Raw genomic sequence first — 23,925 nt, forward strand, 5'->3', positions numbered from 1 at the left:
TTCCTTTTAATATTGTCAACAATTTCTTCAATTATGCGCTTATTGATTGAGAGATTCAATATGGCAATCAGGCCGTCTGAAAACTGGCTTTCAGACGGCCTGATGTTTATTTATGCTTGATTTCCCAACACTGATGGATTTTCTTGTTGCGGAAATCGTCGGGAACGGATTGTTTGGAAATGTCTTTGACGGCGTATTGTTCCGATACCGAATCGTCCAAGACGAAGCTGCGCAAGTTGTTGGAGAAGTACAAAAGACCGTCTGAAGCGAGCAGGTTCATCGCGCCGTCAATCAACTTTTTGTGGTCGCGCTGGATGTCGAGGATGTCGAGCATCTTTTTGCTGTTGGAGAAGCTGGGCGGATCCATGACGATAAGGTCGAACTGTTTGCCTTCGGCGGTGGCGTTTTGCAGGTATTGGAACACGTCGGCGCGGACGATTTTGTGTTGTTCGGAGTCGATGCCGTTAAGTTCGAAATTGCGTTTTGCCCACTCGAGATAAGTGTTGGATAAATCGACGGTTTCGCTGGATACCGCGCCCCCGGTTGCGGCATAGACGGTAAAGCTGCCTGTGTAGGAAAACAGGTTGAGGAAGCGTTTACCCGCTGCGGTTTCGCCGACTTTTTTGCGCGTGTTGCGGTGGTCGAGGAAAAGGCCGGTATCGAGGTATTTGTCGAGGTTGACCCAAAACTTGCGGCCGTTTTCAGTGATGACGAAATCGTCGCCGGTTTTGCCGGTTTTCTCGTATTGTTGTAAACCTTTTTGACGTTCTCGGCGTTTGAGGTGGATTTGTTCGGGCGCAAAACCGGTCACAAAACCGATGGCTTCCAATACATCGGCAAGCCATGCTTCGTATTCTTCGGGCTGCATCAGCCAGCCGGTATCGTATTCCTGAAGATGGATTTGGTCGCCGTAAACATCGACGGCAAAGGGAAATTGGGGAATATCGCGGTCGTAAATGCGCCAGGCTTCGATATTGTTGCGTTTGGCCCATTTCATAAGATGTTTGATGTTTTTACCTAAGCGGTTGGCAAAGGGGGTAATGTCGGTCATGGTTTCAGACGGCCTGAATAAGTATTGGGAAGGGGTTGGATTTTAACGCACTTGATGCCTTTTTGCTTGACTGTTATCCATAAAATCTATATTATCCGCCATTCGCCTTTTGATACGAAGCCATCGTCATCCAACCTAAACCGCCGTTTCGGGCGCGTTTCTTTTATTGCTTGCATATTTGCAAAGCCTTTTCTGTGCAGGTTGTCGTCGATGTTAACCACAAGCAAGATGCTTGCGACAACCCTGTAACTTCACATTTCCCGTATCGTTACTTTCCTTTGCTTCAGGTCGTCTGAAATTGTTCAGGCGTGCGCGTTGTTGTCTCTTAGGATAGATATGTCTATTAAATTTGCCGATTTGAACCTTGATAAAAACATTTTGTCTGCCGTAAGCAGCGAGGGTTATGAAAGCCCGACCCCGATTCAGGCGCAAGCGATTCCGTTTGCTTTGGACGGCCGCGACATTATGGCTTCGGCACAAACCGGTTCAGGCAAAACCGCAGCCTTCCTGCTGCCGACTTTGCAAAAACTGACCAAGCGCAGCGAAAAACCGGGCAAAGGCCCACGCGCTTTGGTGTTGACTCCGACCCGCGAACTAGCGGCTCAGGTGGAAAAAAACGCGTTGGCGTATGCTAAAAATATGCGTTGGTTCCGTACTGTCAGCATTGTAGGCGGCGCATCTTTCGGCTACCAAACCCGTGCTTTGAGCAAACCGGTTGACCTGATTGTCGCTACTCCGGGTCGTCTGATGGACTTGATGCAGAGCGGCAAAGTTGATTTTGAACGTTTGGAAGTGCTGATTCTGGACGAAGCCGACCGTATGTTGGACATGGGCTTTATCGACGACATCGAAACCATCGTTGAAGCAACGCCGAGCGACCGTCAGACTTTGTTGTTCTCTGCCACTTGGGACGGCGCAGTGGGCAAACTGGCGCGCAAACTGACCAAAGACCCTGAAACCATCGAAGTTGAGCGTGTGGATGATCAAGGCAAAATCGAAGAGCAGCTGCTGTACTGCGACGATATGCGCCACAAAAACCGCCTGCTCGACCACATCTTGCGCGATGCCAATATCGATCAATGTGTGATTTTCACGTCCACCAAAGCCATGACCGAAGTCATCGCGGATGAATTGTATGAAAAAGGTTTTTCCGCCAACTGCCTGCACGGCGATATGCCGCAAGGCTGGCGTAACCGTACGCTGATGGACTTGCGCAAAGGCCGCTGCAAAATTTTGGTTGCCACCGATGTAGCCGCACGTGGTATCGACGTACCAACCATTACCCACGTTATCAACTACGACTTGCCGAAACAGGCTGAAGACTACGTTCACCGCATCGGCCGTACCGGCCGCGCTGGCCGTACCGGTATTGCGATTACTTTTGCCGAAGTGAACGAATACGTCAAAGTACACAAAATTGAAAAATACATCGGCCGCAAATTACCTGAGCTGACCATCGAAGGCATGGAGCCGACACGTAAACGCAAATCTGCCGGTGGCAAACCGAAAGGTAAAGGCGGCTGGGGCGATCGTAAATCCGGCGGCTGGCGTGGTGATAAGAAACCGGCTAAAGAAGGTTTCGGCGGTAAAGCTCACGGCGAAGGCCATAAAAAAGACGGTTTCAAGAAAGATGGCTTTAAGAAAGACGGTTTCAAGAAGTCTGACGGTTTCAAAAAAGGCGGCGAAGGCTTTAAAGGCAAGCGCAAGTCTAACGACAGCTTTGGCGGCAAACATAAAAGAGGTTAATTTTTTCAATCTTAAGGCCGTCTGAAAAAACATAAGGGCGTGTGAAAACACGCCCTTTTTTATGGTTTCAAGTTTCGCATATAAAAAAGCGCGGGATTGATCCCACGCTTTTTCAGACGGCCTCTTACAAAGCAGCCAATACGGCATCGCCCATTTCTGAGCAGGAAACCAGTTTGGTACCTTCTTCGTAAATATCGCCGGTACGCAAGCCTTGTTGCAGTACTTTTTGTACGGCGTTTTCGACTTGTTGCGCGCGTGCTTCGTCGTTCAGGCTGTAGCGCAACAACATAGCGAGGGACAAAACGGTTGCCAGCGGATTGGCTTTGTTTTGACCGGCAATGTCAGGAGCAGAGCCGTGAGACGGTTCGTACAGGCCTTTGCCGTTTTCGTCCAAAGAAGCGGAAGGCAGCATACCGATGGAGCCGGTCAGCATGGAGGCTTCGTCAGAGAGGATATCGCCGAAGATGTTGCCGGTAGCAATCACGTCAAATTGTTTGGGCGCGCGTACCAACTGCATGGCGGCGTTGTCGACGTACATATGGGAAAGCTCGACATCAGGGTATTCTTTGCCGATTTCTTCAAAGATTTCGCGCCACAGTTCGGTGGTTTCCAAAACGTTGGCTTTGCCTACGGAGCAGACTTTTTTGCTGCGTTTTTGGGCGGATTGGAAGGCAACGTGGGCAATACGGCGGATTTCGCTTTCGCTGTATTTCATGGTGTTGTAGCCTTCGCGTTCGCCGTTTTCCAAAACACGGATGCCGCGCGGCTCGCCAAAGTAAATATCGCCGGTCAGTTCGCGTACGATAAGGATGTCGAGGCCGGCTACGATTTCCGGTTTCAGAGTGGAAGCATTGGCCAGCTCTTTATACAAAATGGCAGGGCGCAAATTAGCAAACAGATTCAAGTCTTTACGGATGGCCAACAATCCGCGCTCAGGGCGCAATGGACGGTCGAGATTGTCGTATTGAGGAGAACCGACTGCACCAAGCAGTACCGCATCGGCTTTACGGCAAAGGTTTTGCGTGAATTCTGGATAAGGATGGCCGTATTCGTCATAGGCTTCGCCGCCCAAAGGCGCGTATTCGTAGCTGACATCCAAACCTTGTTCGATAAGTTTGTCGAGTACGCGGACGGTTTCTGCAACGATTTCAGGGCCGATGCCGTCGCCGCGCAAGATAGCGATATGTTTGGTCATTTCGGGTTTCCTTATGGGAAGGTTTTAGGTAAAGGGCAGGTCGTCTGTTTTTCAGACGGCCTTAAATCAATTTGCTCTGAAAACGCTGATTGTACCATTATGGTACTGGTAAAGCTGGGTAGAAATCGCGTAGGCAGAGTCTTCAAATGCCTGCAGGGCAATATTTGCCATCGCCTGCAAAGCCTCTTCATCGGACGGGCTGCAAACGAGCAGGGCGTTGCGTGCCGGGACTGCAAAAACGGGGTTGGCCGGCAGCATAGGATCGTCTTTAAGTACTTCGTCCAAAAGCAAAATCAGGGAAGCATCATAGTCGTTGTCCAAATGGATTTGAGCCAATGACCAACCTTCGGCATGATGAATTTGAACACGTCCATTCATTCGTTGGCGCAGATTATCCATGGCGGTACGATACAAGGCGTCCTCATCTTCAATACCGGCCTCTTTCATATGCTCACGATTGAGCGTATGCATGGATTCTTCCGTATCCACCATATAAAGCAACATGATATCGCCGGCAATCGGTTTGTATACCAGGTAATCGTCAGGTTCGGCTTCGTCCGTATTTGTAATCAGTCTGGCATTTTCCAGATAAATCGTATTTTTAATCGTCGGAAGAATTTGTTGTGCTGAAACACTGGCATCAGCGTCCTGAATCTTATCGATAACTGCTAAATTAGCTGCAACAATAGCTTCCAAGGCCTCGGGATTTTGCAGATAACTTGTGTAATGGTTGCTCAAATATGTGCTGAACGATGCTTCATCGTCTTCGGAAAACTGGACAATGATGGGCGAAGAAGCAATATTTTCACCCCAGTCGATTTTCGCCTCAAGATCCAATTCTTCTTGGATGCGACGGGCAAAGTATTCGACAAATTCCTGCCAAGTCATTAATTTAGGTTTGGAGCGGAACAACCTGCTGAAAAAAGACATATTGTGTCCTGAATAAGGGGATAAGGCCGTCTGAAAAATTATAGACGTTCGGTTTAAACACGGATTTTAAAAACAACTTTGCGTATGTTCGCCCTGTCGCCGATCAATGGGGCATGCGCATCATTCGGGAAAAATAGCGCAAATTCGCCGGGCTCCAAGGTCAGCCATGTTTCCGGTTCACAGTCGAAAAATTCGATATCGCGCTTTTCGTTGTAGCCTAAACCGTTTTTCAGACGGCCTCTGTCTATCCAGCCATACGTTTCGCTGCCATCAATCGGTGTTTGAATATCAATATGTTTTGAGTGCGCTTCTGGCTGGGCTTTGCCTTTAGTCCTCATCGGCTCGCTGCCGATAAAAATACGGATATTGGGATTCTCGCATGGCACTTGACCGTCCGGCAGCTTGGTAAAATCCAAGGTCTGCAACAGATGGAAGGCTTCGGCAAAGTCGGGATGCAAGGCGGCGTAGCGGGTGGCATTGCTTATGGTGTCGGTAATCATGGTATATTTTTGTAGATTAAAGGCCGTCTGAAACACTTAAATTTTTCAGACGGCCTTTTGTATATCAACCGTTAAACAGCCAAGGCTGGCTTTGGCGGCGTTTTTCTTCAAAGGCGTGAATTTCGTCAGCGTGTTGCAGGGTCAGGCCGATTTCGTCCAAGCCGTTTAAGAGGCAGTGTTTGCGGTGTTCGGTAATGTCGAATGTGAATGTTTCGCCGCTAGGAGTGGTCAGGGTTTGCTCGGCAAGGTCGATGGAGAGCTGATAGCCTTCGTTGGCTTCAACTTCTTTGAAAAGCTGGTCAACCTGTTCTTCTGTCAAAACGATAGGCAAAAGGCCGTTTTTGTAGCAGTTGTTGAAGAAGATGTCGGCAAAGCTGGGGGCGATGACGGCGCGGAAGCCGTAGTCGTCCAATGCCCAAGGGGCGTGTTCGCGTGAAGAGCCGCAACCGAAGTTTTTACGCGTCAACAGGATTTGTGCGCCTTGATAGCGTGGCTGGTTCAGGGAGAAATCCGGGTTTAACGGACGTTTGCTGTTGTCCATGCCAGGTTCGCCGTGGTCGAGGTAACGCCATTCATCAAAGGCATTGGGGCCGAAGCCGCTGCGTTTGATGGATTTCAGAAATTGTTTGGGGATGATGGCATCGGTGTCGACGTTGCTGCGGTCGAGCGGGGCAACGATGGCGGTAATTTTGGTAAAGGCTTTCATGTCAGATTCTTATAGTAATAATGGGAAATTATTTTATGGCTATTCGGGTTAGCATGTGCTGTGCAAACCGATTCGGTTGCCTTCTGTATCTTCGATAAAGGCTGCAAAGCCGTTGGCAATGCGGAATTTCTCTTGTAATAGTTTGCCGCCTGCTGCAACGGCTTTTTCTGCTGTTTCGGCACAATCCGGGCAATTAAAGAAAATGGTTGTACCGCCGTGGCCGGGCTGGGCGTTGCTGTCGTGCCAAATCATGCCGGCCGTACCGTGTTGGGTGTAATCGGCTGGGAAAATGATGAAACGGAATCCGTTGCCGCCAACGTCTTGCAGGGGCTTGTCGAATACGGATTCGTAAAATGCTTTGGCGCGATCCAAATCATGAGCGTGAATACCAAACCAGCTTGACGGATTACTCATTGTTTCTTCCTTTGCTTGGAATCGTGAAAATGTCTGAAAAATTAATAATGTATCAGGCCGTCTGAAACGGAGTCAGGAGCTTCAGACGGCCTGATTTACCGAATTATTCGGTAGCGGCTTCAATTTTGTTACCAACATGGCTCATGCCACGGCCTACTGCATTGCCGCCTTTTTTAACGGCTTCGCCGGTTTTGTCGGCAACGTGTTCTGCGGTTTCTTTGGTTTTATCGGCTACGCGCTCGGCAGTCTCTTTGGTTTTGTCCCAATTGCGGTTGGCATCGTTTTTTGCGCCGGACCAAGTGCTGGAACAAGCTGACAGGATAAGGGCTGCGGCAGCCAATGCAAACAGTTTTTTCATACTAGATTCCTTTCAAGTTATCAATGATTGAGAAGGTTTTCGGACGTTTTGCGCAATAGGAAAATTTACTTGGGCAAGGTATTGTTTCAGACGGCCTGATCAATAAAGGCCGTCTGAAAATACTTTAAGCCATAGTGCGGATGTCTGTAAAGTAGCCGGTCACTGCGGCTGCGGCTGCCATGGCAGGGCTGACGAGGTGAGTGCGTCCGCCGTTGCCTTGACGGCCTTCAAAGTTACGGTTGGAGGTGGAGGCGCAACGTTGTCCCGGGGTCAGGCGGTCGGCATTCATGGCGAGGCACATAGAGCAGCCCGGTTCACGCCATTCAAAACCGGCTTCGATAAATACTTCGTGCAAGCCTTCTTTTTCTGCCTGTTCTTTAACCAAACCGGAGCCGGGAACAATCAATACGCGTTGTACATTGTCCGCTTTTTTGCGGCCTTTGGCGATAGCGGCGGCTTCGCGCAAGTCTTCGATACGGCTGTTGGTGCAAGAACCGATAAAGACGATATCGACAGGGATTTCGTTTAATGGCGTACCGGCTTCCAAGCCCATGTATTCAAGGGCGCGTTCCATGCCGCTGCGTTTGACTGGATCGGCTTCTTCGGCAGGATTAGGCACTTTGCCACTGATGTCTAAAACCATTTCAGGCGATGTGCCCCAAGTCACTTGAGGCTCGATGTCTTCGGCTTTGAAGTGGTATTCTTTATCGAATACTGCGCCTTCGTCAGACACCAGCGTACGCCAGTATTCAACGGCTTTGTCCCATGCTTCGCCTTTAGGTGCGAAAGGTTTGCCTTTTACATAGTCGATGGTGGTTTGGTCAACGGCAACCATGCCTGAGCGCGCACCGGCTTCAATCGCCATATTGCACAAGGTCATGCGGCCTTCCATGGAAAGGCTGCGGATGGCTTCGCCGCCAAATTCGATGGCGTAGCCTGTACCGCCGGCCGTACCGATTTGACCGATGATATAAAGTGCTACGTCTTTGGCGGTAACACCGGGTTTCAGACAGCCTTCAACGGAAATCAGCATGGATTTGGATTTTTTTGCGGTAATGCACTGGGTCGCCATGGTGTGTTCGACTTCGGAAGTGCCGATACCGTGCGCCAATGCGCCGAATGCGCCGTGGGTAGAAGTGTGTGAGTCGCCGCAGACGACGGTCATGCCGGGCAGGGTGGCTCCTTGTTCCGGGCCCATAACGTGCACAATGCCTTGGCCTTTATCCATAAACGGGAAGTAGGCGAGTGCGCCAAACTCTTTAATGTTTTTGTCCAAAGTATCGACTTGCAGTTTGGAAATCGGGTCTTGAATACCTTTGTGCCAGTCGCCGGTCGGGGTGTTGTGGTCGGCTGTGGAGACTACGCTGTCGATACGCCAGAGTTTGCGGCCGGCCATTTTCAAGCCTTCAAATGCTTGCGGGCTGGTTACTTCGTGAACCAGGTGGCGGTCGATGTAAAGCAGGACAGTGCCGTCTTCTTCTTCGCGGACGACGTGGCTGTTCCAAAGTTTATCGTAAAGGGTTTGTGCGCTCATGATGAGTATTCTTTGCTATTGGTAGGTATGAATGATGGTTTGCGTTTATGGGCGGATTTTAGGCTTTTTATAGGGGCTGCGCAATAGGAATTTGTCCAATTTTTAAAATTTGTTGTAAAGTTTCAAAAAAACTTATCAAAAATTAGACAAATTGTAGAATTGTTGACAAAAAGATGCATCTTATCTGAAAGAATACTTGTCGAAATGCACTAAAAAGTTCTATCATTCTCACTCAACATCCACACTTACCAAGAGGTATAGAGAATGAAATTACCGGTAATGGCTCCTGAGCATCTGACTCAATTACGGGAATTTGAGAAAAAAGTCCTTGCCAATCATGCCAAAATCGAAGCATGGTTCCGTTCGCATTGGAACGAACACCGTCCGCCATTTTATGGTTCGGTTGACATCCGTAATGCCGGTTACAAAATTTCATCTATCGATATGAACCTGTTTCCAGGCGGCTTCAATAATTTGAATCCCAACTTTATCCCGCTGGCGGCGGTTGCCGCGCAGGATGCGGTACAGCGCGCCTGTGAAACGGCCAAATCCGTATTGATTATTCCTGAAAACCACACGCGTAACACATTCTATCTGCAAAATGTTTACGCCCTCAGCGAGATTTTGCGTTCGGCAGGATACGAAGTGCGCTTGGGCAGCTTGAATCCAGAAGTGACTGAGCCAACCGAGTTTGAAACCGCATTGGGCGACAAAATTTTGCTTGAGCCTTTATTGCGTACCCGTGAGCGTGTACATCTCGCAGACGGTTTCTCGCCTTGCGTTGTTTTGTTGAACAATGACTTGTCAGGGGGTGTTCCTGAAATCCTTAAAGATATCAGTCAAACCGTTTTGCCTCCATTGCACGGCGGCTGGACGACTCGCCGTAAAACCGAACATTTCGGCGCGTACAACCAAGTTGCTGCCGACTTTGCCAAGTTGATTGACATCGACGAATGGCAAATCAATCCTTATTTTGAAAAAATCAGCGGTTTGGATTTCCAAGAGCGTGAAGGCGAAGATGCGTTGGCAGGCGCGGTAGAACGCGTATTGGCGAAAATTCAAGCCAAATACGATGAATTGGGTATTACTGACCAGCCTTTCGTTATTGTGAAAGCCGACGCAGGCACTTACGGCATGGGCGTGATGAGCGTTAAATCTGCCGATGAAGTGCGCGGATTGAACCGTAAAAACCGCAATAAAATGGCAAAAGTCAAAGAAGGTTTGGAAGTCAGTGAAGTCATTGTCCAAGAAGGTATTTATACCTACGAAACCATGAACGGCGCCGTGTGCGAACCCGTCGTTTATATGATGGACCGTTTCGTTATCGGCGGCTTCTTCCGTGTACACGAAGGCCGTGGTGCAGACGAAAACCTCAATGCCGGCGGTATGGTGTTTGTTCCGCTGTCCAACAGCATCCCTACCGGTAACGGCGACAACTCCCAAGAAGCGCCTGAAGCCTGCAAACGCGTATTTGAACAATGGGATTCGCTCGGTATGCCGCGCTCCGAAAAAGACTGCGACGTGGACAATGAACACAACCGCCTCTACGTTTACGGCGTAATGGCGCGCCTGTCCTTGCTTGCTGCCGCATTGGAGTTGGAGAAAACCGCGCCTCAAGCCTAATAAAGCGTTGATCGATATTGTCAGGCCGTCTGAAAATTTGTTTTCAGACGGCCTTTTCTGTCTGTACAATTCATTCTAACTAAAAAACATGATTTATTTTTATGAGCAAACCAGCCAATCCAGTTGAGACAACCGACATTCTGCAAGACCAAGCCATGCAGCGCAGCAATACCGACAATGCGCCGCGCTCTGCCATCCATCAAACCCTGTATTCCGCCGATACCTTTGTTCAGTATGATTATCTTGCCGGGAAAAACTTGCCTGATATTACCCGTCCGCAAGAAGGCCAAATCAACTGGCTGCATTTTGTCGGCATCAATGATGTTGCCTTGCTCAAACATGCGCTTGAGCCTTACGGCATCCATGAGCTGGTTATTGAAGATATTCTCAGCCGCAAGCAACGTCCGAAAATTGAAGACTACGGCAGCTATGTTTTTACTGCCGCACAGGTTTACCATTACACAACTACAGGCAAGCTCCATTCCGACCAAGTGTATGTGATTATCGGCAAAGATTTTGTGTTGTCTTTCCAACAAAAACCGTTGGGCTTGTTCAGTCATCTGCGCCGGCAGATGCACGAAAATCCGCACAATATTTTGAACAAAAACACGGCGTTTCTGGCGTATTGTCTGCTTGACCGTATTGTGGACGACTATTTCATCGTTTTGGAGTCGTACAACAACCGTGTCGAAGCGATAGACAAGTCCCTGTTTAAAAATGAAAACAGCGATATTCTCAGTAAGATTCACCGCCTCAAGCGCGATGCCGTCCGTCTGCGGCGCACGCTTTTGCCATTGCGCGACGTGTTCTACCAACTGGCCGTACGCGGCGATTTTGCCATTTTCAAAGGCGAATCGACCGTCTATCTGCGCGATGTGTACGACCACAATATGCAGCTTATCGAATCGCTTGATGCCTCGCGTGATATGGTGTTGAGCATGATGGACATTTACCTTTCCTTCCAATCCAACCGCATGAACCAGCAAATGCGCGTGTTGACGGTTATCACCATCATCTTTATGCCGCTGACCGTCATCACCGGTATCTACGGCATGAACTTCGACAATATGCCCGAGCTGCATTGGCATTACGGCTATTTCATGGTTTTGGGTGTGATGCTGTGCATCATCATCGGACTGCTGATTTTCTTTTCGCGTAGAAAATGGTTATGATCAGGTGTGGCAGATTGAATTTTTCCACTCAAAAACGGTAGAATCAAAATTCCTACAAAACATGCCGTCTGAAATAACAGGCGGCCTTAAAAACAAACCACTTCAAGAGGTCAAACCATGGAACAAGCACGCCAACTTCCTTCTCACGAACTCATCATGTCCGAGCTGATGATGCCGGATACGGCAAACTTCAGCGGCAACGTCCACGGTGGCGAATTATTGCGCTTGCTCGACCAAGTCGCTTATTCCTGTGCCAGCCGATACAGCGGCAACTACTGCGTTACCTTGTCTGTCGATAAAGTTTTGTTTAAAGAGCCTATCCATGTCGGCGAACTGGTAACCTTTTACGCCAGCATTAACTACACCGGCCGCACTTCTATGGAAGTTGGCATCCGTGTAGAAGCGCAAAACATCCGCACCGGTGAAGTGCGCCATACCAACAGCTGCTACTTCACCATGGTTGCCGTAGAAGACGGCAAGCCGGTTGCCGTGCCACCTTTGGAAATCAATACACCGCGCCAACGTTGCCGTTATGAAAAGGCTAAAAAGCGCAAAGCATTGAGCTTGCAGGCTTCCGATGAAGATTCTTGCAGCAACTAAATTGAATTTATTAAATAACGAAGGCCGTCTGAAATCCTGTTTCAGACGGCCTTCACGCAAAAGCCATAAACCGCTTGTTTTGTGGTAGAATCAACAAGATTTTTGCCATACGAAATTACAGATAATCATGACCGACGCAACCATCCGCAACGACCATAAATTTGCACTTGAAACCCTGCCTGTCAGCCTTGAAGACGAAATGCGCAAGAGCTACCTCGATTACGCCATGAGCGTGATTGTGGGACGAGCCCTGCCGGATGTCCGTGACGGTCTCAAGCCGGTACACCGCCGCGTGTTGTACGCGATGCACGAGTTGAAAAATAACTGGAATTCCGCCTATAAAAAATCGGCGCGTATCGTCGGCGACGTCATCGGTAAATACCACCCTCACGGCGATACAGCCGTTTACGACACAATCGTCCGCATGGCACAAGACTTCTCCATGCGTTATGTGCTGATTGACGGTCAGGGCAACTTTGGTTCTGTCGACGGCTTGGCTGCAGCAGCCATGCGTTATACCGAAATCCGCATGGAAAAAATTTCCCATGAAATGCTGGCGGATATTGAAGAAGAAACCGTCAACTTCGGCCCCAACTATGACGGCAGCGAACATGAGCCGCTGGTGTTGCCGACCCGTTTCCCAGCGCTGTTAGTCAATGGTTCGTCCGGTATTGCCGTCGGTATGGCAACCAATATCCCGCCGCACAATTTGGGCGATACCATCAATGCCTGCCTGCGTTTGTTGGACGAGCCTGAAACTGAAATCGACGAGCTGATCAACATTATCCAAGCGCCCGATTTCCCAACTGGCGCAACTATTTACGGCTTGAGTGGCGTGCGCGAAGGCTATAAAACCGGCCGCGGCCGTGTAGTGATGCGCGGTAAAACCCATATCGAGCCTATCGGTAAAAACGGCGAACGCGAAGCCATCGTTATCGATGAAATCCCATATCAAGTAAACAAAGCCAAGCTGGTTGAGAAAATCGGCGAGTTGGTACGCGAAAAAACGTTGGAAGGCGTATCCGACTTGCGCGACGAGTCCGATAAATCCGGTATGCGTGTCGTGATTGAATTGAAACGCAATGAAAATGCCGAAGTCGTTTTGAACCAACTCTACAAACTGACCCAGCTGCAAGACAGCTTCGGTATCAACATGGTGGCCTTGGTTGACGGCCAGCCGCGTTTGCTGAACTTGAAACAAATCCTGTCCGAGTTCCTGCGCCACCGTCGCGAAGTCGTTACCCGTCGTACTTTGTTCCGCCTGAAAAAAGCGCGTCATGAAGGCCATATTGCCGAAGGTAAAGCAGTTGCTTTGTCCAATATCGACGAAATCATCCGTCTGATCAAAGAATCTGCCAATGCGCCGGAAGCCAAAGAAAAACTGCTGTCCCGCCCATGGCGCAGCAGCTTGGTTGAAGACATGCTCAGCCGCACGGATTTAGACCTGCATATGATGCGCCCTGAAGGCTTGCCAGAGAATTTGGGTCTGCACAGCCAAGGCTATTATCTGAGCGAATTGCAAGCCGATGCCATTTTGCGCATGAGCTTGCGTAACCTGACCGGTCTCGATCAGGAAGAAATTGTCGGCGAATATAAAAACCTGATGAGCAAAATCATTGATTTCGTGGATATTCTTTCCAAACCTGAGCGCGTTACCCAAATCATCCGCGAAGAATTGGCAGACATCAAAGCCAACTTTGGCGATGAGCGTCGCAGCGAAATCAATCCGTTTGGCGGCGATATCGCCGATGAAGACCTGATTCCGCAACGCGAAATGGTCGTTACCCTGACTCATGGCGGCTACATCAAAACCCAGCCGACTACCGATTATCAGGCGCAGCGTCGCGGCGGCCGCGGCAAACAGGCAGCGGCAACCAAAGACGAAGACTTTATCGAAACCCTGTTTGTTGCCAATACGCATGATTATTTGATGTGCTTTACCAATTTGGGCAAGTGCCATTGGATTAAAGTGTACAAACTGCCGGAAGGTGGCCGTAATAGCCGCGGTCGTCCGATTAACAACGTTATCCAATTGGAAGAAGGCGAAAAAGTCAGCGCCATCTTGGCCGTCCGCGAATTCCCCGAAGACCAATACGTCTTCTTCGCCACCGCACAAGGCATGGTGAAAAAAGTCCAGCTGTCTGCGTTTAAAAACGTCCGCAGCCAAGGTATTAAAGCCATCGCGCTTAAAGAAGGCGATTACTTGGTCGGTGCAGCGCAAACTGGTGGTGCGGACGACATTATGTTGTTCTCCAACTTGGGCAAGGCCATCCGCTTTAACGAATTTTGGGAAAAATCCGGTAACGATGAAGTAGAAGATGCCGATATCGAAACCGAAAACGAAGATTCAGACGGCCTGGATGATGAAAATGCCGAAAACGCATTGCCAAGCGGCAAACACGGTGTCCGTCCGTCCGGTCGCGGTAGCGGCGGTTTGCGCGGTATGCGCCTGCCGGCCGATGGCAAGATTGTCAGCCTGATTACCTTCGCTCCTGAAGCCGAGCAAAGCGATTTGGCAAGTATTGACTGCTACCGCCAACGGCTATGGCAAACGCACCCCAATTGCCGATTACAGCCGTAAAAACAAAGGCGGCCAAGGCAATATCGCTATCAATACCGGCGAGCGCAACGGCGATTTGGTTGCCGCAACTTTGGTCAGTGAAACCGACGACCTGATGCTGATTACCAGTGGCGGCGTCCTGATTCGTACCAAAGTTGAGCAGATTCGCGAGACCGGCCGTGCTGCCGCAGGTGTCCGCCTGATTAATCTGGACGAAGGTGAAACTCTAGTCAGCTTGGAGCGTGTGGCCGAAGAGGCTGAAGATGAAGCCGCTTTAGAAAGCGATGCAGTTGAAAACCAAGTGGTAGAAGCTGAAGATACTCCGTCTCAAGAATCTTAAACGTCAATGAAAAAGGCCGTCTGAAAAGTTTTCAGACGGCCTGCTTATTCCAAAAGAAAATCCCCGTGAGCGCAACCGAACCGTTCGATTTACCTCTTTTTCTGAAAAATCTGCCCAATCTGCCGGGCGTGTACCGTTTTTTTGACGAAGACAACAATGTTTTGTATGTCGGCAAAGCGGTCAATCTCAAGCGGCGCGTTTCCAGCTATTTCCAAAAAAACGACCATTCGCCGCGCATCGCATTGATGGTAAAACAGGTTCACCATATCGAAACCACCATCACGCGTTCCGAAGCCGAAGCGCTGATTCTCGAAAACAACTTTATCAAAGCCTTGTCGCCGAAATACAATATCCTTTTCCGCGATGACAAAAGCTATCCTTATTTGATGCTCAGCGGCCATCAATATCCGCAAATGGCGTATTACCGCGGCACGCTGAAAAAGCCCAATCAATATTTCGGCCCGTATCCCAACAGCAATGCCGTGCGCGACAGCATTCAAGTGTTGCAAAAAGTCTTTATGCTGCGTACCTGTGAAGACAGCGTATTCGAGCATCGCGACCGTCCTTGTCTGCTGTACCAAATCAAACGCTGCACCGCGCCCTGTGTCGGCCACATCAGCGAAGAAGATTATCGTGACAGCGTGCGCGAGGCCGCGACTTTTCTCAATGGTAAAACCGACGAACTGACGCGCACCTTGCAACACAAAATGCAAACCGCTGCCGCTAATCTGCAATTTGAAGAAGCCGCCCGTTACCGCGATCAAATTCAAGCACTCGGCATCATGCAGAGTAATCAGTTTATCGACAGCAAAAATCCGAACAATCCCAACGATATCGATTTGCTCGCGCTGGCGGTTTCAGACGGCCTGGTTTGCGTACACTGGGTCAGCATCCGCGGCGGACGGCATGTAGGCGACAAAAGCTTTTTCCCCGACACCAAAAACGATCCCGAGCCAAACGGACAAGATTACGCCGAAGCCTTTGTCGCCCAACATTATTTGGGTAAAAGCAAACCCGACATCATTATCAGCAACTTTCCCGTTCCCGATGCGCTGAAAGAGGCTTTGGAGGGCGAACACGGCAAGCAGATGCAGTTTGTCACCAAAACCATAGGCGAACGCAAAGTCTGGTTGAAAATGGCGGAACAAAATGCACAAATGGCGATTGCACAACGCCGCCTGCAACAAAGCAGCCAGCAACACCGCATTGATGAACTGACCAAAATCCTCGGCATGGATTCAGACGGCCTCAACCGCCTTGAATGTTTCGATATCAGCCACACACAAGGCGAGGCTACTATTGCGTCTTGTGTTGTGTACGATGAGCAAAACATCCAGCCTTCGCAATACCGCCGCTACAACATCACGACCGCCAAGCCTGGCGACGACTACGCCGCCATGCGCGAAGTCCTGACGCGCCGTTACGGCAAAATGCAGGAAGCCAAAGCCAATGGCGAGGTCGTCAAATGGCCGGATGTCGTGTTGATTGACGGCGGCAAAGGGCAAATCGGCGTAGCCGTATCGGTATGGGAAGAACTTGGGCTGCATATACCTTTGGTCGGTATCGCCAAAGGCCCCGAGCGCAAAGCCGGCATGGAAGAACTCATACTGCCTTTTACCGGCGAAGTCTTCCGCCTGCCGCCCAACAGCCCGGCCTTGCATTTATTGCAAACCGTACGCGATGAGTCGCACCGCTTTGCCATCACAGGCCACCGCAAAAAACGCGACAAAGCACGCGTTACTTCCTCACTCAGCGAAATCCCCGGTATCGGCAGCAAACGCCGCCAAGCATTGCTCACCCGATTCGGCGGTTTGCGCGGCGTGATTGCGGCCAGCCGCGAGGACTTGGAAAAAGTTGAAGGCATCAGCAAAGCATTGGCGGAAACCATTTACGAGCATCTGCACTGATTGGCTTGAAGAGCAAAAAGGAACAATATGAAACCTGTCATCATTAAAAATATCGAGATCGGCAAAGGTCTGCCTAAAATTGCCGTGCCACTGGTGGCCGCCAATACGCAGGAATTGGAGCAGGCTTTGCGCGTATTGAAAGAGACGGCTTTTGACATCATTGAATTTCGTGCGGATTTTTTCGAAAAAGCGCTTGATGCCGATTTTATTACCGAACAATTAGGCATTGTCCGACAGGCTTTTCTTGACAAGCCTTTACTGTTTACGTTTAGAAGGGCGCAAGAGGGCGGCAATACGCCTTGTTCTGACGACTATTATTTTGAATTATTGGAAAAAATCATCCGTTCCAAACAAGCCGATATTATCGACATTGAGCTTTTTGCCGAGGAAAGCGGCGTAAAACAAACCATGGCTTTGGCGCATAAATATCAAGCTGCCGCCTTGCTTTGCAATCACGATTTCCAAGCCACGCCGTCTTTAGCAGACATTACAGGCCGTCTGAAAACAATGGCCGAGTGGGGCGCGGATATCTGCAAAATTGCCGTCATTCCGCAATCGCCGCAAGATGTATTGACTTTATTGCAGGCAACATATGATGTTTCACAAATTATCAACCACCCGATTATTACTATGTCCATGGGTAAAACCGGAGCCATCAGCCGCTTGGCCGGTTCGGCTTTCGGCTCGGCCGTTACCTTTGGTGCAGCACAAAAAACGTCGGCTCCCGGCCAAATTGATGCCAACGAATTGAGGAAAATCTTGGCAATTTTGGGATAGTTTAATTATTAATATTCAAGGCCGTCTGAAAAATATTTTTCAGACGGCCTGATTTTTTTAAATTTATTTCTTTTAATTTTAAATAAAATAGGTAACAATAGGTTTCCAATTTCTAATAACTAGAGGAGAAATAAAATGACTACTACTAAAGAAAATCTGGCGAACCCCGGTCCTGTCGGCTTGTGCGGCTTTGCATTGACAACTTGGCTGCTTAGTCTGATTAACGGCGGCTTTTTTACTGCTCAAGAGGGTGTCGGCTTAGTTTTGGGCATGGCTCTCGCCTTTGGTGGTATCGCCCAAGTTATTGCCGGTATGTTTGAATTCAAGAAAGGCAATACGTTTGGCTTTACCGCTTTTATCAGCTATGGCGCCTTCTGGTGGACATGGGCTTTGTTTACCATCTTTTTTAAAGGTGAAACAGCCCCGGCATTTATCGGCTGGTATCTTTGCGCATGGGGTATGTTTTCGCTGATGATGTTTGTGGCCACCTTGACTAAGCCTAAAGTATTGAGCGGTATTTTCTTTTTCTTGACACTGACTTTCTTTGCCCTGGGTATTGGCGATGGTATGGAAAATCATAGCATCGTCCATATCGGCGGTTGCTTAGGCTTGGTAACTGCACTTGGTGCGTTCTACTTGGCAGCGGCAGAGGTCATCAACGAATCTTTCGGCCGTACTGTTTTGCCGATTGGCGAACGTAAATAAGCTTGACCATACAAAATGCCGTCTGAATGGTGGAAATGAAATCAAAGATTTCGACCGCAATGTTCAGACGGCATTTTTTATTTGTCTTCAAATAAATCGACATCAAATAAATCCGGCTCTTTAATTCGCTCCCGACAATCAAGCTTGATGTCTTCGGTAACCCGACAGCAGCACGGCAAAATTTCTCCGGGCGCGACAAAAGCGAGCGGAAAATTATCATAAGAGACTTTCCCATCCAAGATTTTGACCCGGCATGAACCGCAATAGCCGCTGCGACATTGGTATTCAACCTCGTGTCCGGTGCGCTCCAAGCCCTCCAATAAGGTTTCGCCTTGTTGGAGTTGGAAGGTTTTGTCGTGTGTGCTGATGAGTGCCATATGATTTGTTTGGATTGGAAAGGCCGTCTGAAACGGTGTAAAGACGAAATCAAAGATTTCTGCCACACCGTTCAGACGGCCTTGATCATAAAACCGAATGTTCGATTACAGCTCGAAATCGCCTAAATCGTCGGCATTGACTTCCGAATCAATCTGACCAATCAGGTAAGAGGAAATTTCCACTTCCTGCGGCGCAACCTGTACATTGTCAGAAGACAGCCATGCGTTAATCCAAGGAATCGGGTTTTGGGTCGCACCCTCAAATCCGGCTGGAAGGCCAACCGCCTGCATACGCAGATTGGTAATGTATTCAACGTATTGAGCCAGAATTTCCTTGTTCAGACCAATCATCGAACCGTCTTTAAACAGATAGGCCGCCCATTCTTTTTCCTGCTCGGCTGCTTTTTTGAAGAGGTTGAAGCATTCGTCCTGCAATTCATTCGCAATTTCAGCCATTTCAGGATCATCGGCACCAGCGCGCATCAGGTTGAGCATATGCTGGGTGCTGGTCAGGTGCAGGGCTTCGTCACGGGCAATCAGTTTGATGATTTTAGCGTTGCCTTCCATCAATTCGCGCTCAGCAAAGGCAAATGAGCAGGCGAATGAAACGTAGAAGCGGATGGCTTCCAACACGTTGACGCACATCAGGCAGAGATAGAGCTTTTTCTTCAACTCACGCAAAGATACGGTAACAAGTTTGCCGCCGATATTGTGCGAACCTTCGCCCAACAGATTGTAATATTGGGTGTATTCAATCAAATCATCGTAATAGCAGGCAATGTCTTCCGCACGGGCGATGATGTATTTGTTTTGCACAATATCATCAAACACGACTGACGGATCATTCACGATATTGCGGATGATGTGGGTATAGCTGCGCGAGTGGATGGTTTCGCTGAAGCTCCACGTTTCAATCCACGTTTCCAGCTCGGGAATCGATACTAAAGGTAAGAACGCAACATTCGGGCTGCGGCCTTGGATCGAATCGAGCAGGGTTTGGTATTTCAGATTGCTGATGAAAATATGTTTTTCGTGTTCAGGCAGATTGGCGTAGTCAATACGGTCGCGCGACACGTCGATTTCTTCCGGCCGCCAGAAAAACGACAGTTGCTTTTCAATCAGTTTCTCAAATACTTCGTATTTCTGCTGGTCATAACGAGCGACATTTACCGGCTGACCAAAAAACATCGGCTCTTTCAACGCGTCGTTTTTGGTCTTGGAAAAGGTGCTGTATGACATAGTTAGGTGTTCGCAGGACATAACGTCTCTCTTTTTAAAAATTAGTCGACTTTTCTATTAATTTTTAATTCACCATATGAAACATGTTGAATTTTATCAATAAATCGCCATGCTAAAATAGCGAAGACTGAAAGAACACTAATAAATATATAAAGTTTATATTCAGCTAAGAATAACCCAATGGTATCCATACTTTTCCTTTTCTGGAAAATAACAACTTAGCTTCATATAGTAGTAGGTACTAATTTAAGAAAATCCTTAAAGCCTTCTACTATCTAGAAGCCTTGGATATATTTCAAAAATCAACCTGTTTTAAATCTTACAAGCCCCACCTGCACAACCGTCATCCTGAATATCAGTCTGCGTATCATCTGCGCCGTCGCGGGTATTGTGGTAGTACAGGGTTTTGACGCCGTATTTATAGGCGGTCAGCAGGTCTTTCAGCATTTGTTTCATGGAAACTTTGCTGCCTTCAAATTTGTTCGGGTCGTAGGCGGTATTGGCGGAAATCGATTGATCAACGAATTTTTGCATTACGCCGACGAGTTTCAGGTAGCCTTCGTTGCCGGGAAGCTGCCACAGGGTTTCGTAGGCATCTTTCAGGGTTTCAAATTCCGGTACGACTTGTTTCAAAATACCGTCTTTCGATGCTTTGACCGTTACCAATCCGCGTGGAGGCTCGATGCCGTTGGTGGCGTTGGCAATTTGCGAGCTGGTTTCAGACGGCATGAGTGCGGTCAGGGTAGAGTTGCGCAGACCGTATTTGACGATGTCGGCGCGCAGGCTTTCCCAGTCGTAGTGCAAAGGCTCGTTGCACACGGCGTCCAAGTCTTTTTTGTAGGTGTCGATAGGCAGTTTGCCTTGCGAATAAACGGTTTGGTTGAACAGCGGGCATGCGCCGTATTCTTTGGCAAGGTTTACCGATGCTTTGAGCAGGTAATACTGCATGGCTTCAAAGGTGCGGTGGGTCAGGCCGAGGGCGGAGTCGTCGCTGTAACGTACGCCGTTTTTCGCCAGATAGTAGGCGTAGTTGATGACGCCGATGCCGAGTGTGCGGCGGTTCATGGTTGCGGTGCGTGCGGCTGCAACCGGATAGTCTTGATAATCCAACAGGGCATCAAGTGCGCGTACGGTCAAATCGGCAAGCTCTTCCAGTTCGTCCAAGTTGTTCAATGCACCCAAGTTGAAGGCGGACAGGGTACACAAGGCAATTTCGCCTTCTGCGTCGTTGATGTTGTCCAGCGGTTTGGTCGGCAGGGCGATTTCCATGCACAAGTTGGACTGATGAACAGGCGCAACGCGCGGATCAAACGGGCTGTGCGTGTTGCAGTGGTCAACGTTTTGGATGTAGATACGACCGGTACCGGCGCGTTCTTGCATCAGGGTTGAGAACAATTCTGTTGCCGGCAAAGTACGTTTGCGGATGTTTGGATCTTGCTCGTATTGAGTGTAGAGGCGCTCGAATTCGTCTTGATCGGCGAAGAAGGCATCATACAAACCCGGAACTTCATTTGGCGAGAACAGGGTAATGTTGCCGCCTTTAATCAAACGGGTGTACAGCAGGCGGTTGATTTGTACGCCGTAGTCCAATTGGCGGATACGGTTGTCTTCTACGCCGCGGTTGTTTTTCAATACCAACAGGCTTTCGGCTTCGATGTGCCACAATGGGTAGAACAAGGTTGCCGCGCCGCCGCGTACGCCGCCTTGTGAGCAAGATTTAACGGCCGCTTGGAACATTTTGAAAAACGGAATGCAGCCGGTATGTTGCGCTTCGCCGCCGCGGATTTCGCTGCCCAAGCCGCGGATACGTCCGGCGTTGATGCCGATGCCCGCGCGTTGGGAAACGTATTTCACAATCGCGCTGGTGGTGGCGTTGATGGAATCCAGACTGTCGTCGCATTCAATCAATACGCAGCTTGAGAATTGGCGCGTAGGCGTGCGCACGCCGCTCATAATCGGGGTTGGCAGTGATACTTTAAACGTAGAAACGGCGTCGTAAAAACGTTTGACGTAGTCCAAACGGGTCTCTTTCGGGTATTTGCTGAAGAGGCACATCGCTACCAAAATGTATAAGAACTGCGGCGTTTCATAAATCTGGCGGGTAACGCGGTTCTGCACCAGATATTTGCCTTCCAGCTGTTTTACGGCAGCATAAGAGAAAGTCATATCGCGGCTGTGGTCGATATAGGCATTCAGCTCGTCGAATTCTTCGCGACTGTAATCTGCGATGATGTGGCGGTCGTATTTGCCTGCCTCGGTCAGTTTTTTAACGTGATCATAGAGGTGAGGTGGTTCGAATTCGCCATAAGCGATTTTGCGCAGATGGAAAATGGCGAGACGGGCAGCCAGATATTGATAATCGGGCGTATCTTGTGAGATCAGGTCGGCCGCGGCCTTGATGATGGTCTCATGGATGTCGTCGGTACGGATACCGTTGTAAAACTGAATATGAGATTTGAGCTCGACTTGCGATACGGAGACGTTTTGTAAGCCTTCTGCCGCCCAAGTAACAACACGGTGGATTTTGTCTAAATCGATATTTTCCAAGCGTCCGTCGCGTTTGGTTACTTTAATATTCGTTGCTGCATTCATTGTTCAGTCTTCCCATTAAAAAACACAAGATACGGTATGTGATTGCTTTGAACGGCACAATATAATGTATTTTTCTTTGTTTAACTAGACTTGACAATGCGCTTTTTTCGGGGTGTGGATTAGGGGATAGGAGGCCTAAACCAGATTTTATGTGGCTTTGTGGCGATTTGATATTTTTTTGCATTTGCATCACATTTGTTCAAACATTGGCTAGAGGCTTATGAAATAAAGAAATTTATATTCGGCTTCTGTCTGCATGGAAAGTGTGTTAAATTTTGCAAAGCAAGAAGGATAGTGCTGTAATTGCTTACACTCATTTATCATGAAACATATTGAGAAGTTTGTCGATTTATTAGGCGAGGCATATAATGGGATGACTATCCAACCTGAATTGGGAGCGAATCATGTTGACACTGAAAACTTTAGGTTCTGCAATGGCAGTGGTTGCCGTATTGAGCTTTGGTACTTATTCTGCCGAAGTGGTGGCCAAACCGCATGGCCATCATGTGAGCAAACACCAGCCAGCGAAGAAAAACAAATTGCATCCTGCTTGTAAGAGATACCTTGAGCGCCGTGCCGCTTGGTATCGCTACAAAGGTAACAAGGCTGAATTGAGGGAAAACCGAAAAGCGGCAAAAGCGTTCCGCGGTTTGCCTTATGCTGAGCAAAAAATTCAATGCCAAGCTGCTTATCAGGCATTTGATGATTTTGATCACGGCAAATTCAGCCGCCGTTAATCATCTTATTTAAACAAAGGCCGTCTGAATGTTTCAGACGGCCTTTGATATTTATTTCTCAACAATGATTTTGTTTTCGGCTTGAGGCTCGTATTGGGTAGATTCATCACCGTAATACAATACGCCCAGCTTGATGGGGATGCGGCCTTGCGATTTGCGGTGAGCATTGGAATCGCGCAGGGAGTAGGCGCAACCGCAGTATTCTTGTTGGTAGAAATGCTCGCGCTTGCTGATTTCTATCATGCGTGCGCTGCCTCCGCCTTTGCGCCAGTTGAAATCCCAATAAACCAAGTCATCGTACGGCTCGGCAGCGCGATGGCCGCAGCCGTTAATCTGTTTCATATCTTTCCAGCGTGAAATGCCCAGTGAGCTGGTGAAAACATGAAAGCCGTTTTCATGGGCGTATTGCGCCGCTTTTTCAAAACGCATGTCGAAACACATGGTGCAGCGGATACCGCGTTCGGGTTCAAATTCCATGCCTTTGGCTTTGGCGAACCATTCTTTGCGGTCGTTTTCGTAGTCGTCGTCTTTATCGACAAAAGGGATGCCGAATTTGTCTGCAAAGCGCATGTTTTCTTCTTTGCGCAACATATATTCTTTGTGCGGATGGATATTGGGGTTGTAAAAATAAATGGTGTAGTCGATGCCGCTGGCAAGCATGGCTTCCATCACTTCGCCGGAACATGGGGCGCAGCAGGAATGCAGCAGGACTTTTTTATGGCCTCCGGGCGGAACGAGGATGGGGCGGTCAATGTCGGTAACGATGGGAGTGTTTAATTTGGTCATGGTTGGATTCTATTTATTGTTAAGTGTTTCAGACGGCCTTGGGTATTGAGGCCGTCTGAAATATAAAATGAAGCAT

General features: G+C 48.9%; 20 protein-coding genes and 1 pseudogene. 9 read left to right on the plus strand and 12 right to left on the minus strand.

Annotated elements, in window-relative coordinates; genetic code table 11:
* Positions 1–106 precede the first annotated feature (106 nt).
* Positions 107–1,051 carry a class I SAM-dependent methyltransferase gene (locus HMPREF3139_RS09945; protein ID WP_070461871.1) on the minus strand — a complete coding sequence of 315 codons (945 nt, stop codon included), beginning with the start codon at positions 1,049–1,051 and terminating at the stop codon, positions 107–109.
* A 336-nt stretch (positions 1,052–1,387) separates the two neighbouring features.
* Here HMPREF3139_RS09945 and HMPREF3139_RS09950 point away from each other — a divergent pair, with 336 nt between their 5' ends.
* Positions 1,388–2,797: a DEAD/DEAH box helicase gene (locus HMPREF3139_RS09950; RefSeq protein WP_070461873.1), complete on the plus strand. Its 1,410-nt coding sequence runs from the start codon at positions 1,388–1,390 to the stop codon at positions 2,795–2,797.
* Between the two features lie 124 nt (positions 2,798–2,921).
* On the opposite strand, the gene leuB is transcribed toward HMPREF3139_RS09950, so the two are convergent.
* The 7 genes from leuB to leuC all read right to left on the minus strand — a co-directional run bounded on the left by leuB (position 2,922) and on the right by leuC (position 8,434).
* Positions 2,922–3,992 (minus strand): 3-isopropylmalate dehydrogenase, encoded by a 1,071-nt coding sequence (gene leuB / locus HMPREF3139_RS09955; protein WP_004520344.1) that lies wholly within the window; start codon positions 3,990–3,992, stop codon positions 2,922–2,924.
* A gap of 66 nt (positions 3,993–4,058) precedes the next feature.
* Positions 4,059–4,922 carry a DUF1444 family protein gene (locus HMPREF3139_RS09960; RefSeq protein WP_070461875.1) on the minus strand — a complete coding sequence of 288 codons (864 nt, stop codon included), beginning with the start codon at positions 4,920–4,922 and terminating at the stop codon, positions 4,059–4,061.
* A gap of 53 nt (positions 4,923–4,975) precedes the next feature.
* Positions 4,976–5,422: a NanQ anomerase/TabA/YiaL family protein gene (locus tag HMPREF3139_RS09965; RefSeq protein WP_070461877.1), complete on the minus strand. Its 447-nt coding sequence runs from the start codon at positions 5,420–5,422 to the stop codon at positions 4,976–4,978.
* Positions 5,423–5,486: 64 nt separating this feature from the next.
* Positions 5,487–6,128 carry a 3-isopropylmalate dehydratase small subunit gene (gene leuD, locus HMPREF3139_RS09970; protein WP_003677355.1) on the minus strand — a complete coding sequence of 214 codons (642 nt, stop codon included), beginning with the start codon at positions 6,126–6,128 and terminating at the stop codon, positions 5,487–5,489.
* 48 nt (positions 6,129–6,176) lie between these two features.
* Positions 6,177–6,542 carry a VOC family protein gene (locus tag HMPREF3139_RS09975; protein WP_070461879.1) on the minus strand — a complete coding sequence of 122 codons (366 nt, stop codon included), beginning with the start codon at positions 6,540–6,542 and terminating at the stop codon, positions 6,177–6,179.
* A gap of 103 nt (positions 6,543–6,645) precedes the next feature.
* Complete coding sequence (locus tag HMPREF3139_RS09980; RefSeq protein WP_070461881.1) at positions 6,646–6,900, minus strand: hypothetical protein; 255 nt, start codon at positions 6,898–6,900, stop codon at positions 6,646–6,648.
* 124 nt (positions 6,901–7,024) lie between these two features.
* Entirely contained in the window at positions 7,025–8,434 is a 1,410-nt protein-coding gene (leuC, locus tag HMPREF3139_RS09985; RefSeq protein ID WP_070461883.1) for a 3-isopropylmalate dehydratase large subunit, read from the minus strand.
* Positions 8,435–8,698: 264 nt separating this feature from the next.
* Between leuC and gshA the strand changes: the two genes are divergently transcribed.
* The 7 genes and pseudogenes from gshA to HMPREF3139_RS10020 all read left to right on the plus strand — a co-directional run bounded on the left by gshA (position 8,699) and on the right by HMPREF3139_RS10020 (position 18,118).
* A complete protein-coding gene (gene gshA, locus HMPREF3139_RS09990) occupies positions 8,699–10,057 on the plus strand; it encodes a glutamate--cysteine ligase (RefSeq protein ID WP_070461887.1) in 1,359 nt (452 codons plus the stop codon).
* A gap of 101 nt (positions 10,058–10,158) precedes the next feature.
* On the plus strand, positions 10,159–11,229 hold the full coding sequence (corA, locus tag HMPREF3139_RS09995; protein ID WP_070461889.1) for a magnesium/cobalt transporter CorA: 1,071 nt from the start codon (positions 10,159–10,161) through the stop codon (positions 11,227–11,229).
* A gap of 117 nt (positions 11,230–11,346) precedes the next feature.
* A complete protein-coding gene (locus HMPREF3139_RS10000) occupies positions 11,347–11,829 on the plus strand; it encodes an acyl-CoA thioesterase (protein WP_070461892.1) in 483 nt (160 codons plus the stop codon).
* 127 nt (positions 11,830–11,956) lie between these two features.
* Positions 11,957–14,729: pseudogene (gyrA, locus tag HMPREF3139_RS10005) on the plus strand (DNA gyrase subunit A).
* A 65-nt stretch (positions 14,730–14,794) separates the two neighbouring features.
* The gene (gene uvrC / locus HMPREF3139_RS10010) at positions 14,795–16,636 is read left to right on the plus strand and encodes an excinuclease ABC subunit UvrC (RefSeq protein ID WP_070461894.1); all 1,842 of its coding nucleotides are present in this window, start codon (positions 14,795–14,797) and stop codon (positions 16,634–16,636) included.
* A 27-nt stretch (positions 16,637–16,663) separates the two neighbouring features.
* On the plus strand, positions 16,664–17,413 hold the full coding sequence (aroD, locus tag HMPREF3139_RS10015) for a type I 3-dehydroquinate dehydratase (RefSeq protein ID WP_070461895.1): 750 nt from the start codon (positions 16,664–16,666) through the stop codon (positions 17,411–17,413).
* 135 nt (positions 17,414–17,548) lie between these two features.
* On the plus strand, positions 17,549–18,118 hold the full coding sequence (locus HMPREF3139_RS10020) for an acetate uptake transporter (RefSeq protein ID WP_070461898.1): 570 nt from the start codon (positions 17,549–17,551) through the stop codon (positions 18,116–18,118).
* A gap of 77 nt (positions 18,119–18,195) precedes the next feature.
* Here the strand turns inward: HMPREF3139_RS10020 and yfaE are convergent, their stop codons facing one another.
* From yfaE to nrdA, 3 genes are all read right to left on the minus strand, one after another.
* Complete coding sequence (yfaE, locus tag HMPREF3139_RS10025; protein ID WP_003686421.1) at positions 18,196–18,495, minus strand: class I ribonucleotide reductase maintenance protein YfaE; 300 nt, start codon at positions 18,493–18,495, stop codon at positions 18,196–18,198.
* 105 nt (positions 18,496–18,600) lie between these two features.
* Complete coding sequence (nrdB, locus tag HMPREF3139_RS10030; RefSeq protein ID WP_039863698.1) at positions 18,601–19,734, minus strand: class Ia ribonucleoside-diphosphate reductase subunit beta; 1,134 nt, start codon at positions 19,732–19,734, stop codon at positions 18,601–18,603.
* A gap of 312 nt (positions 19,735–20,046) precedes the next feature.
* Positions 20,047–22,326: a class 1a ribonucleoside-diphosphate reductase subunit alpha gene (nrdA, locus tag HMPREF3139_RS10035; RefSeq protein WP_070461901.1), complete on the minus strand. Its 2,280-nt coding sequence runs from the start codon at positions 22,324–22,326 to the stop codon at positions 20,047–20,049.
* A gap of 404 nt (positions 22,327–22,730) precedes the next feature.
* Here nrdA and HMPREF3139_RS10040 point away from each other — a divergent pair, with 404 nt between their 5' ends.
* Positions 22,731–23,063, plus strand: a complete 333-nt coding sequence (locus tag HMPREF3139_RS10040) for a stress response protein (RefSeq protein WP_070461903.1) — start codon at positions 22,731–22,733, stop codon at positions 23,061–23,063.
* A 51-nt stretch (positions 23,064–23,114) separates the two neighbouring features.
* Here the strand turns inward: HMPREF3139_RS10040 and HMPREF3139_RS10045 are convergent, their stop codons facing one another.
* Positions 23,115–23,849, minus strand: a complete 735-nt coding sequence (locus tag HMPREF3139_RS10045; protein WP_070461905.1) for an epoxyqueuosine reductase QueH — start codon at positions 23,847–23,849, stop codon at positions 23,115–23,117.
* Positions 23,850–23,925 lie beyond the last annotated feature (76 nt).

The organism is Neisseria sp. HMSC15G01, assembly GCF_001808255.1.
GTDB lineage: Bacteria > Pseudomonadota > Gammaproteobacteria > Burkholderiales > Neisseriaceae > Neisseria > Neisseria subflava_A.